Origin of the sequence: Sulfitobacter sp. W027 (genome assembly GCF_025143985.1) — a bacterium.
In the GTDB taxonomy this organism is placed as follows: Bacteria; Pseudomonadota; Alphaproteobacteria; order Rhodobacterales; family Rhodobacteraceae; genus Sulfitobacter.
The window spans coordinates 1,355,476-1,367,570 of the sequence record NZ_CP083564.1 but is presented as its reverse complement, the minus strand read 5'-3'; the positions used below and the strand labels follow the sequence as shown (position 1 = coordinate 1,367,570).

The 12,095-nt window shown below is 60.8% G+C and carries 12 protein-coding genes; 7 read left to right on the top strand and 5 right to left on the bottom strand.

The features are described 5' to 3' along the window. Positions 1-59: 59 nt before the first annotated feature. Positions 60-785, bottom strand: coding sequence for a UMP kinase (gene pyrH, locus K3759_RS06720; protein WP_067628872.1), 726 nt, complete (start codon positions 783-785; stop codon positions 60-62). Positions 786-915: 130 nt separating this feature from the next. On the opposite strand from pyrH, the gene miaA reads away from it, so the two are divergent. The 5 genes from miaA to K3759_RS06695 all read left to right on the top strand — a co-directional run bounded on the left by miaA (position 916) and on the right by K3759_RS06695 (position 7,713). Further along, entirely contained in the window at positions 916-1,806 is an 891-nt protein-coding gene (gene miaA / locus K3759_RS06715) for a tRNA (adenosine(37)-N6)-dimethylallyltransferase MiaA (protein ID WP_259985188.1), read from the top strand. A 99-nt stretch (positions 1,807-1,905) separates the two neighbouring features. Further along, positions 1,906-2,682 (top strand): AraC family transcriptional regulator, encoded by a 777-nt coding sequence (locus K3759_RS06710; protein ID WP_259985186.1) that lies wholly within the window; start codon positions 1,906-1,908, stop codon positions 2,680-2,682. A 310-nt stretch (positions 2,683-2,992) separates the two neighbouring features. After that, positions 2,993-4,081 carry an ABC transporter permease gene (locus K3759_RS06705; protein WP_259985185.1) on the top strand — a complete coding sequence of 363 codons (1,089 nt, stop codon included), beginning with the start codon at positions 2,993-2,995 and terminating at the stop codon, positions 4,079-4,081. A gap of 12 nt (positions 4,082-4,093) precedes the next feature. Next, positions 4,094-5,560: an ABC transporter permease gene (locus K3759_RS06700; RefSeq protein ID WP_259985183.1), complete on the top strand. Its 1,467-nt coding sequence runs from the start codon at positions 4,094-4,096 to the stop codon at positions 5,558-5,560. Positions 5,561-5,622: 62 nt separating this feature from the next. Next, complete coding sequence (locus K3759_RS06695; protein WP_259985182.1) at positions 5,623-7,713, top strand: ABC transporter ATP-binding protein; 2,091 nt, start codon at positions 5,623-5,625, stop codon at positions 7,711-7,713. Positions 7,714-7,793: 80 nt separating this feature from the next. Here K3759_RS06695 and K3759_RS06690 read toward each other — a convergent pair whose 3' ends face one another. Both K3759_RS06690 and K3759_RS06685 read right to left on the bottom strand, forming a co-directional pair. Further along, positions 7,794-8,321, bottom strand: a complete 528-nt coding sequence (locus K3759_RS06690; RefSeq protein WP_259985180.1) for a hypothetical protein — start codon at positions 8,319-8,321, stop codon at positions 7,794-7,796. 183 nt (positions 8,322-8,504) lie between these two features. Further along, a complete protein-coding gene (locus K3759_RS06685) occupies positions 8,505-9,050 on the bottom strand; it encodes a lytic transglycosylase domain-containing protein (protein WP_259985579.1) in 546 nt (181 codons plus the stop codon). A 283-nt stretch (positions 9,051-9,333) separates the two neighbouring features. Here K3759_RS06685 and K3759_RS06680 point away from each other — a divergent pair, with 283 nt between their 5' ends. Next, complete coding sequence (locus K3759_RS06680) at positions 9,334-9,861, top strand: single-stranded DNA-binding protein (RefSeq protein ID WP_259985178.1); 528 nt, start codon at positions 9,334-9,336, stop codon at positions 9,859-9,861. A 294-nt stretch (positions 9,862-10,155) separates the two neighbouring features. Here the strand turns inward: K3759_RS06680 and aroB are convergent, their stop codons facing one another. Then, the gene (gene aroB / locus K3759_RS06675; protein WP_259985176.1) at positions 10,156-11,271 is read right to left on the bottom strand and encodes a 3-dehydroquinate synthase; all 1,116 of its coding nucleotides are present in this window, start codon (positions 11,269-11,271) and stop codon (positions 10,156-10,158) included. Continuing rightward, on the bottom strand, positions 11,264-11,860 hold the full coding sequence (locus tag K3759_RS06670; RefSeq protein WP_040701477.1) for a shikimate kinase: 597 nt from the start codon (positions 11,858-11,860) through the stop codon (positions 11,264-11,266). Before K3759_RS06670 ends, aroB begins: the two co-directional genes overlap by 8 nt. An 80-nt stretch (positions 11,861-11,940) precedes the next feature. Between K3759_RS06670 and K3759_RS06665 the strand changes: the two genes are divergently transcribed. Next, entirely contained in the window at positions 11,941-12,090 is a 150-nt protein-coding gene (locus tag K3759_RS06665) for a hypothetical protein (protein WP_167360187.1), read from the top strand. Positions 12,091-12,095: the final 5 nt, after the last annotated feature.

Genomic DNA, 12,095 nt, shown 5'->3' with positions numbered 1-12,095 from the left:
GCGGCGACCTCGGGCCAATCGCCCCGCCGTAGGACGATCCCCGCGCTGTGGTGCGCGTCTTAACCGACGCGGGTGTAAGTACCCTGCCCCGCCAAAATGCCCTGAAAGCCGCCCGGCTCGTCCAGCGAGAAGACGATGATCGGCAGGTTGTTGTCCCGCGCCAGCGCGATGGCAGAGGCGTCCATCACGCCAAGCCGCTTTTGCAGCACGTCGTCATAGCTTACCATGTCATAGCGTTTCGCATCGTCGAACTTGGCCGGATCCTTGTCATAGACGCCATCGACCTTGGTGCCCTTAAAGATCGCCTCGCAAGACATCTCATTGGCGCGCAGGGTCGCGGCGGTGTCGGTGGTGAAATAGGGGTTGCCGGTGCCGGCGGCAAAGATGCAGACCCGCTTCTTCTCAAGGTGGCGCACGGCGCGGCGGCGGATATAGGGCTCGGCCACTTCGTTCATGGTGATCGCGCTGATCACCCGTGTATGGATGCCCAGACCTTCAAGCGCCGATTGCATCGCCAACGCGTTCATAACCGTGGCGAGCATGCCCATGTAATCCGCCGTGGTCCGCTCCATCCCCTGCGCCGAGCCTTGCAGCCCGCGAAAAATGTTGCCGCCACCGATGACCATACAGATCTCGACGCCAAGGCTGTGCACCGATTGCACCTCGCGGGCGATGCGTTCGACGGTTGGCGGGTGCAGACCATAGCCGAGGTCACCCATCAGCGCCTCCCCGGAAATCTTTAGCATCACGCGATTAAAGGAGACTTGGGGGGTGTCTTGGGACATCGGGCACACCTTATTATTTCACCAACCGGGGGAGATTTGAGCCTTGCGGCGGTGAAGGGTTTTCATTTCGCGCCAAAATGTCGCAAATACGCCCAAGGTTCAATGCGGGACGTAAGGAAGACGCAAAGAAATGCCGGATATTCCCAAAGCCCAGTTTGACGCGCTGCTGCAAGACCTGCCGCCCGAGCGCCCGGTGCTCATCGCCGGGCCGACCGCCAGCGGCAAATCCGCCCTGGCACTCGCCATTGCCGAGGCGCAGGGCGGTGTGATCGTCAACGCAGATGCCAGTCAGGTCTACGCGCCGTTGCGCATCATCAGCGCCCGCCCTTCGCCAGAGGAGGAGGCCCGCGCGCCGCATCTGCTCTATGGTCATCTGTCGGAGAACGCGCCCTATTCCACCGGCCATTGGCTGCGCGAAGTTGCCCCGCTGCTTAAGGGCGATCAACGGGTGATCATCACGGGCGGCACCGGGCTATACTTCTCTGCTCTGACGCAGGGCTTGGCCGAGATACCGGAAACCCCGCCCGAAGTCCGCGCCCAAGGCGACGACACGGCGCTCGAAGTCTTGTTGGCGCAGCTAGACCCGGAAACCGCCGCGGGCATTGACCAGCAAAACCGCGCACGGGTGCAGCGTGCTTGGGAGGTTTGGACCGCCACCGGGCGCGGCCTCTCGGACTGGCAGCGCGACACCGGCGCGCCGCTTTTGCCGCTCGCGAACTGTCTGCCGATTGTCTTCGACGTGGAGCGGGAATGGCTCAACGCCCGTATCGCGCAGCGCTTTGATCTGATGCTGGAGCAAGGCGCGCTTGAGGAGGCTGCCGCCCTCCGCCCGCGCTACGATCCCACCCTCCCTTCCCATCGCGCCATCGGCGTGCCGGAACTGATGCGACATCTTGACGGGGATTGGCCGCTGCACCGCGCCCGCGAAGCCGCCGTGGTTGCCACCCGCCGTTTCGCCAAACGGCAGCGCACTTGGATGCGCAGTAAAATGGCGGATTGGCAGCGGGTCACACCCGAGTAAGCACGGACGCTTCAGAAGTTCTTGCAAAATCAGGACCATCGGATAGCCTGATTTTATTGGATGGCCCCTAGGGTTTCCATGTCTTAACGAAAGGTTCGCGTGCTGCATTCACAGATACAGCTTCTCACGCTGGCCCAGCTTTCTGGAGGGCAGGACTGGCGGCTGGCCCTTGCTCATGACCGCGACCACCATCTTCTGATCTGGATCACCCGTGGCCAAGGGCGGCTATTGCTTGAGGGGCAGCGCCGTGGCCTTGGCCCGCACAACGCCCTTTGGATACCAGCGCGGTCGCTCTTCGCTGTGGAATTGGGCTATCAATGTGCGGGCCATGCGGTGCTGATCCCCGAAGACAGCAGTTTGCCCCTGCCTGACACGCCGCGCCAATTGCGCATCCGCGACGTGCAGGCCCAGGCCGAGCTTTCGGCTCTCATAGAGCAGACGCAACGCGAGATGCAGCAGGGCCGCCCCCTGCAACAAGACGCGATAGAGGCGCAGGCGGCTCTCATGTCGGTCTGGCTGCGCCGTCAAATCATGTTGGACGAACATGCCGCGGCCCGTCCCAAAGCAGGCATCAGGCTCAGCGCGCGGTTCTGCGCCTTGGTCGCGCGGCGAACGCCCAAAGGTGGCAGCATGGCCGAACACGCAGCGGAACTGGGGGTCACCCCGACCCATCTGACCCGCGCCGTCAAAGCAGCCACCGGAAAATCCGCTGCCGCATTGCTGAACGAATACAGCTCCCACGCCGCCCGGCGACTGTTGGGTGAGACCGATCAAACCGCCGCAGAAATCGCCGCCTTTCTAGGTTTCGGCTCGGCAGCCTATTTCACCCGCTTCATGCAACAGCACAGCGGTTTGCCCCCCAGCAAACTGCGCTAAAGCGGCTTACATACGTCGCTTTCAGCCTATCACAATGTCGCAAAAACCACATCAAGCTCCGCAGGCGAATGTTGACGCGCGGCTATTTTCCATGCCTCATGGGCGAACCGCTTTGCAAAGAGCCAAATGAACGGCCAGGCACATGACGCTAAAAATGCCTTGCCTTAGGGCCGTGCTGCCATAGCTCAACAAGGCGGCAAAAACTGCCGCCACCAGTACCGGCGCTGTCATGGCGCCGCACGAATTAAAAAGGCCAAAAAGGCCGCATCGTCGGGCCAAGTCACCGCCCGACCCTGCTACAGGGGACCATATGGGACTATTTATTTTGCGCCGGCTGGGTGTGATGTTGCTGACGGCGCTGTGCCTGACGTTCATCGTATTCTGGCTGACCAATCTCTATCCGAACCTCGAAAAGCTCGCCAAAACCCAAGGCAATTTCCGCATGTCGGACGAGGCCGTGGCCAGCTACCTTGAAAGCCGCGGCTATCTGCAACCCACGGTCGATAAATTCGGCGAATGGCTGGGCGTACTGCCCGGTTGGGTAACGGAAGGTGAAACACCGGATGAAACATTCGGGCGCTGTTTCGCCGCCGGCACCCCGGTAGAGGATCGCCCCACCCGCTGCGGCATTCTGCAAGGCGATTGGGGCTTTTCGACCGTCTTCAAAGAACCCGTGGGCGAAACCGTCATGACGCGCCTCGCCCTCACCGGCAAGCTGATGTTCTGGGTGTTGATGCTGATGGTCCCCTCGGCGCTAATCGTGGGCGTTTTGGCGGGGATGCGCGAAGGCTCCAAGCTCGACCGCTCACTTTCGACCTTCTCCATCGCCACCACCGCGACGCCGGAGTATGTCTCGGGCGTGATCTTCATCGCCGTATTGGCTTCCTCGCGCTTCGGCCTCTCGCCGCTTCTTGCCGAATGGGGCTGGATCGACAGTAAAACACTGTTTCTCGGCTCTGCCACTTCCGCCATGAAAGACGCAAATTTTTGGAACTTCTTTCTGCCAGTGCTGACCATCTCACTCTACGGCATGGGCTATATCGCGCGAATGACGCGGGCCTCGATGACGGAGGTGATGACCGCGCAATATATCCGCACCGCGCGGCTTAAGGGCGTGAAGTTCTCGGAGATCGTGTTGAAACACGCCCTGCGCAACGCGCTGATCGCCCCCTTCACGGTGATCATGCTTCAGATCCCATGGCTGCTGAACGGCGTGGTGATCGTCGAGACCCTGTTCAACTACAAGGGCTTCGGCTGGCTTTTGGTACAGGCGGCGGCTAATAACGACATCGAACTGCTGCTCGCCGTTTCGGTCGTGTCGGTCATTGTTGTCCTCGTGACGCAGTTGATCTCTGACATCGGCTACGTCTTCCTCAACCCGCGCATTCGCATTTCTTAAGGGAGCATGGACATGGAACAACTGACATGGACCGGGTCTCTTACGGGGCTCAACATCATCTTCCTTGGCCTTTGCGTGATGCTGGCCTTGGCCGTCGCGATGCAGATCGTCGTTTCTTTCCTCCCTGCCAGTGACGCGCAGGAGATCAACCCCGATGGCACCGTCGCCCGGCGGGGCGGGCTGACAGGCGGGTTGAACCGCGCCGTCATCCTGCTGTTTGCGCTGCTGATCCTCGTGCTGCTGATCTATATCGTCGCCGGTGCCTTCATGGGGCCGCAGGCGGGCATCTTTGGTGGCATGTCGCAACAGATGCTGCCGGTCTGGATCGCGCTGATCCTGACCTTCGCCGTCTCCATCCACTTCAAACGCCGCCTTGGCCTCTACGGCAAGCTATTCGACAGCACCGTGGGGATGATCGGCTTTGCCATCGTCATGTTCTGGGTCTTCACCGGAGTCTTCGGCGGGTTGTTCGACCTGCTGGTGACGCATGACAGCCTCAGCCAAACGTCGGGCATGAAAAACAAGCTGCCCGGCACCCCGCTACGCAGCCCGGATGAAGGCGAATACCCGTGGTTTCTGTTGGGCGGTGACAACCTTGCCCGCGATGTCTTCTCGCGGCTGATCAAGGGCTCATGGGTCGTTGTGCAGATCGCCCCCTTGGCGACGCTCTTTGCCTTTATGGTGGGGATCACGCTGGGCTTGCCAGCGGGCTACTACGGCGGTCGGCTGGATACGATCCTTAGCTTTCTGGCAAACCTGATCCTCGCTTTCCCGGTAATCCTGCTGTTCTACCTGCTGGTGACGCCCGAAATCGTGCTGACCGGCATCCCGAACTATATGGCCGTGTTCCTGTTCGTCTTCCCGCTGATCTTCCTCGCTGTGCTGTTGAACTCACGCTACTACACGCAGCCCTCCTTCCGCACGCCGCTGTTGATCGTGGTGCTGGGTATTGTCGGCTGGCTCTATCTGTCGCTGGTGTCCACCGACGGCGCGATCGTGGCGACGGACACCTACCGCATCCCCGGATTGCCGAGCATGATTGACCTCTTCGATATCGACCCCGGCGTGCTGGTGGTCTTTGTCTCGGTCGTCTTCGTGAACTCGCCCACGGTGTTCCGCATCGTGCGCGGCCTCGCGCTGGACATCAAAACGCGCGACTATGTGGCTGCCGCCCAAACCCGCGGCGAAGGCCCGTGGTACATCATGCTGTGGGAGATCCTGCCCAATGCCCGTGGCCCGCTGATCGTCGATTTCTGCCTGCGCATCGGTTATACCACGATCCTTCTAGGCACTTTGGGCTTCTTCGGTCTTGGGCTGGAAAGCGAAAGTCCGGATTGGGGCAGCACGATCAACGCAGGCCGCCGCCTGCTGTCGCTGTATCCACACGCGGCCATCGCGCCCGCGCTTGCACTTCTGAGCCTCGTGCTGGGTCTGAACCTACTGGCCGACGGCCTGCGCGAAGAATCCTTGCGCGACTAAGAAACATCCTCCGGGGGGCGCGCCCTCCCGGACCCTTTTGATCCCCCGACTGGGAGAGACAAATGCCAAAAACAGATTACGACGGCCCAATTCTTGAGATCAACAACCTGTCGATCTCCTTTTTCACCCGGCTGCGAGAGATCCCCGCCGTGATGGATTTTTCCGTGATCGTGCAACCGGGCGAAGCCGTGGGGCTGGTCGGCGAAAGCGGCTGTGGCAAATCCACCGTGGCGCTGGGTGTGATGCAGGATCTGGGCCGCAATGGTCGGATCGTCGGCGGCTCAATCAAGTTCAAGGGCCGCGATCTGAGCGAGATGAGCGCCGAAGAACTGCGCGACATCCGCGGCAGTGAGATCGCGATGATCTATCAAGAGCCGATGGCCAGCCTGAACCCCGCCATGCGGATCGGCAAACAGCTGATGGAAGTGCCGATGATCCACGCGGGCATGTCCGAGAAAGAAGCCCATGCGCGTGCGCTTCAAGTGGTCACGGATGTGAAACTCCCCGACCCCGAACGCATCCTGAAAGCCTATCCGCACCAACTCTCGGGCGGGCAGCAGCAACGTATCGTCATCGCCATGGCGTTGATGTCCGAACCCTCGCTCCTGATCCTCGATGAGCCGACCACAGCGCTCGACGTGACCGTCGAAGCGGCGGTTGTGGATCTGGTTAAGGACTTGGGCAAGAAATACGGCACCTCGATGCTGTTCATCTCTCACAACCTCGGGCTGGTGCTGGAAACCTGCGACCGTATCTGCGTGATGTACTCAGGCGAGGCGGTGGAGAAAGGCTCCATCCACGATGTCTTTGACGAGATGCAGCACCCCTATACGCAGGCATTGTTCCGCTCCATCCCGCTGCCCGGTGCCGACAAAAATGCCCGCCCCCTTGTGGCGATCCCCGGAAACTTCCCCCTGCCCCATGAGCGTCCGCCCGGCTGCAACTTCGGGCCACGCTGCGACTATTTCGTGCCCGGCCGCTGCGACGGGGCGCCGATCCCGATGGAGACGGTCCCCGGCAATGACCGGCATGAAACCCGCTGCATCCGTTTTCAAGAAATCGACTGGCAAGCGCCGCTGGAACTGGCCGACGTTAAGGAAAAGGGCGATGTGGGCGAAGTGGTCCTCAAAATGGACCACCTCAAGAAATACTATCAGGTCGCGGCCAATGCCATGTTCGGCGGCGGCAACAAGAAAGTGGTGAAAGCCAACGAAAGCCTGAGTTTTGAGGCCCATGAAAGCGAAACACTCGCCATCGTCGGGGAATCCGGCTGCGGCAAATCCACCTTCGCCAAGGTGCTCATGGGGTTGGAGACAGCGACCGAGGGGCATATCTATCTCGACGGGAAAGATATCGGCGATGTGCCCATCGAGAACCGGACGACCAAGAATGTCGCTGATGTGCAGATGGTGTTTCAGAACCCCTTCGACACGCTCAACCCCTCAATGACTGTCGGGCGGCAGATCATCCGCGCGCTGGAAATCTTCCGCATCGGCAAGAATGAGAAAGAGCGCAAGCAGCGCATGCTGGAACTGCTCGATCTGGTGAAGTTGCCGCGCGAATTCGCCACCCGTATGCCACGCCAACTGTCGGGCGGGCAAAAGCAGCGCGTCGGCATCGCCCGTGCCTTTGCAGGCGACGCGCGGATCGTGGTGGCGGATGAGCCGGTCTCGGCGCTTGATGTCTCGGTGCAGGCGGCGGTGACGGATCTGTTGATGGAGATTCAGCGCGAACAGAAAACCACGCTCCTGTTCATCAGCCACGACCTGTCGATTGTGCGCTACCTGTCGGACCGGGTCATGGTCATGTATCTAGGCCATGTGGTTGAGCTTGGGACCACCGATCAGGTCTTCTCGCCCCCCTATCACCCCTATACCGAAGCATTGCTCAGCGCGGTGCCGATTGCCGATACCAAGGTAAAGAAAAAGCATATCGTGCTGGAAGGCGACGTGCCTTCGGCCATGAACCCGCCCCCCGGTTGCCCCTTCCAGACGCGCTGCCGGTGGAAATCTCAGGTGCCGGGCGATCTTTGCGAGCGTGAGGTGCCGCCGATGGTCACCATGGCGGACGGCCATCAGATCAAATGCCACCTCTCCGACCAGCAGTTTGCCGAGATGGAGCCAGTGATCGAAGTCGGCACCGCGGCGGAATGAAAAAAGCGCAGATCCGAGGATCCGCGCTTTGTTTATCAGGCCGTTCACAGGGAACGACCTGAGATTTCTACAATCCGGGTTTACGGATCAACGGGCGAGCCGGCTGTGTTCACATTTGCCAGACCCTCAGCCACAACATCGGCAAAGGTCGACACGAGGGCCACGTAGAACTCGGTCTCGGTCGGCTGGATGTTTACATAGCCTTCGGGGGCAATCTGATCGCCGCTATAGGCCGAGACCATCACAGGGAAGCTCAGACCAGCGCTCTCACCGGTCGGGCTTGTGATGTCAACAACACCTTCCAACTGGTTGAATTCCTTGCTTTCTGGCAGCATGGTCGCGCCATTAAGGGCGATCTTACGGATGTCGATCTTGATCTGCGGATCGGCACCATCGCTGCTCAGCGGCACACGCTGGGCTACTTCGGCGCGCAGGTCTTCTTCCAGATCAGGATAGAAATTCATGGCATTGCTTTCCGCGGAGGCGGCGACAGAGGATTCAACGTCGATCTTCGAGACCATGATCTTCTCATCGGCGAAGGCGGAACCGCCCAGTGCAATAGCACTTACGCCAGCGGCGAGGGCGATGTTTTTCATATTCGTGAACATATTGTTCTCCTACGATCTTTTCCGTCTCTGCGGCGGGCCAATCCCGCTGCAAGAGGTTCTGATCAGAGAACACCACGAAAGCCCCGGTGGTTCCCGAAGGTGCCGTCTATGGCGCGTCACAAACACAGCCTTCCGGCTGCTATACCGTAAAACACGCGGGCAATCGCTCAAACTATCAATGACTTAGCTGCCAGAGATCACTTTAACGTAATTGCGCGTTTCCTGATAGGGCGGCACGCCGCCATACTTCTTTACCGCCCCCGGCCCTGCGTTATAGGCGGCCAGTGCAAGTTCCCAACTGCCAAAAGCGCGGTACTGCATCTTGAGATAGCGCGCCCCGCCCTCAAGGTTCTGTGCCGGATCGGTCGGGTCCACCCGCAGCGCCCGTGCCGTCTGCGGCATCAGCTGCGCCAATCCCATCGCGCCTTTGTGCGAAAGTGCCTTGGGGTTCCACCCGCTTTCTTGCTGAACCAGCCTGAGAAACAGATCAACCGGGATGCCATGACGCGTTGCGGCCTCACGCGCGGTGGCTAGAAATGCGCCTTTGTAAGACCCGTTATATGTCGGCACGTCCCATTTCGTGGGCGTAACAACCTTGGGCGGCTGTAGCCGTACAGAGGCGGAATACTGTTTGGAAGCGCGGTTATCGAGGATGCTTTTCTGCGAGGCAAACAACCCCGCGCGGTTCTTGGAAGCGAACATATCGGCAGCCGCTGGCGCTGCCCCCATCGCAATCATCCCAGCCGCAGTCAAACCCACCGCAGCCAGACTGGCCACAAGTCCCGTCTTTCGCATCACCCTGCCCCCTGCCGTTGCATCGCGCGCAGTATATCTAAAACAGCGCCGCGTGCCAGCCCCGGATTACCCCCCGCCTGTCAGGGTGCAAGGATGCGCGCGCAGGTGGGAAAGCCGGTGTCATCCGACAGACAACCACGGTATAAACGGCCGAATTGGGCGCGCTCGGATTCGCGCCTGACGACAATGACACAGCAATGACAAACGAGGGGGCAAGATGGCCGGCTCAGTGAACAAAGTGATCCTAATCGGCAACCTCGGGCGCGACCCCGAGGTGCGGTCGTTCCAAAACGGCGGTAAAGTGTGCAACCTGCGCATCGCCACCTCGGAGACATGGAAAGACCGCAACACCGGCGAACGCCGCGAGAAGACCGAATGGCATTCGGTCGCGATCTTCCAAGAAGGTCTGGTCCGCATCGCCGAGCAGTACCTCAAGAAGGGCTCCAAGGTTTATATCGAAGGCCAGTTGCAGACCCGCAAATGGCAGGATCAATCCGGTGCAGACCGCTATAGCACCGAAGTCGTGCTGCAGGGCTTTGGCGGCACGTTGACCATGCTTGACGGCCCCGGCGGCGGCTCCGGCGGTGGTGGCGGTGGCAGCTACGGTGGTGGCGGCAGCGACTACGGCAGTGGCGGCGGTGGCAATGACTACGGTGGCGGCTATGACAGCGGCCCGTCCTCCTCGGGCGGTGGGGCCGGCGGCGGCGGCGGCAGCCGTGACCTCGACGACGAAATCCCGTTCTAAGCCAAGCGCGATTTTCGGCGGGGCGCTGTTGCGCCCTGCCCACCCCCTGCGGCCGCTGGCGTTATCCGCGCTTAACCTTGCCGCAATAGAACCCTCCCCATCGCGATACCCGCCGAGCAGGTGAATTGTTCGGCAACAGAATCAGAGGCTCCAGCTCGGGGCCATGTCGAGACGTTAAGACATGCAGGGTGACGCCTGTCTCAGACATCCGATTTGGCGGCGCCGCCCTTTTTAAACGGCCCCGAAACTGCACAGATCAGAGGATATGAACCGCCGGGCCATGCCCGTTGCGGATCACTGTCGCGCGCTTAACGCATCGCGCAGTAAGGTCAGCACGTCGGCGTTGTCGACTTCGGCCCCGGCAAAGGCCTGCCCGATGCCCCGCGCCAGAACAAAGCGCAAGCGCCCGTCGACGACCTTCTTGTCCTGCCCCATGAGGCGCAGCAACTCACCGGCGTTCGGCAAAACACCGGGAATGTCGCGCAGGTCGGTCTTCATCCCCATCTGCACCAGATGCGCACGCAACCGGCTAGGGTCTTCTTGCGGGCACAGCCCCAAACGCGCCGAGAGTTCTAAGGCCAGCGCACAGCCGATCGCCACACCTTCGCCATGCAGCAGACGATCAGAGTAGCCCGTCGCGGCCTCCAGTGCATGACCGAAGGTATGGCCGAGGTTCAACAGCGCACGGTCCCCCTGTTCTGTCTCGTCGCGCTGGACGATATCGGCCTTCATTTGCACTGAATGGCGCACCGCTTCGACCCGCGCGGCCATATCGCCTGCGGCAAGGGCTGGCCCCTGCGCCTCTAGCCAGTCAAAGAAACCTGCGTCACCCAGCAGCCCGTATTTGACCACTTCGCCATAGCCCGCCAGAAAATCCCGCTCAGGCATGGTGCTCAATACTTCGGTATCGGCCAACACGAGGCTCGGCTGATGAAAGGCGCCGATCAGATTCTTGCCCTGTCGCGCGTTGATCCCGGTCTTGCCGCCCACAGAACTGTCGACCTGCGCCAGTAGCGACGTGGGGATCTGCACAAACCGCACCCCGCGGCGCAGGACGGCGGCGGCAAACCCCACCAGATCGCCGATCACCCCGCCGCCAAAAGCTACGACGATATCGCCCCGCTCGACCTGTTCGTCCAGCAGCCAGTCGACACAGCGCTGAAGATTAGGCCAATCCTTGGTGCCTTCGCCCGGCACCAGTTCCAGCGCCGACATCGTGATGCCTTCGGCGGCCAGCCCCTCGCGGAGGGTCTGCAAATGCAGCGCGGCGACACGGCTCTCGGTGATGACCGCCACCCGTTTGCGGCGCAGCAAGGGTGCGATCAGAGTACCAGCTTCCGCCAGCAGCCCCGGCCCAATGACCACATCATACTCCCGCCCCGGCAGGGCCACGGAAACCGTTTCACGCATCCAATTTCTCCAAAACATCGGGCCTTGTCAGCAGCTTGTCGATCACTCGATTGGCCATCGCATCAATCGACAGACGCGGATCGCAGCGCACCGACAGGTCCGCAAGCCGGTAGAGCGGCACCCGGTCGCGATAAAGCGCGCCGAGCGTGGCCTTGGGGTCTGCCGTGCGCAACAGCGGACGGCTGTCTTTATAGCGCACCCGGTTCCACAGCAGGTCCAGATCCGCATCAAGCCAAAGCGCCACACCATAGGCCGCGATATTGTCGCGGTTCACCTCAGCCAAAAACGCGCCGCCGCCGGTGGAGAGGATGCACCGCTCCTCTGCCAGCAGCCGCGCGATCACCTCGGTCTCACGCTTGCGAAAGAACGGCTCCCCATCGCGGGTAAAGATCTCCGGCACGCTGAGATTGGCCGCCGCCTCAATCTCAGCGTCGCTGTCCAGAAAGGGCGCGCCGAGTTTGGCAGAGACTGCACGCCCCACCGCCGTCTTGCCCGCCCCCATCATGCCAACCAGCGCCACCGTCTTATTCAGACGGTAACGAGGCGGCGTTTCTTCGCCATCGGTCATGCTGTGCTTAATTCCGCTCATTTTTCTTTGAATGACGTGATCTTGCCCAAAAGGCCATATATAGTTTGGCAAAATAGCAGAATTCCGGGCAGGCATGGTTCATGGGTAAAATTTTTAAGCTTTTGATATTTCTATTGATTGTCGGCTTCATCGGGCTTGTCGGCTATGCTTATGTCGGTCCTTTCTTTGGTGTGGATTTTTCACCTGAACAAATCGAAACGCGCCAGCCTGTCACGCTGACAGCGGATTGAACGGG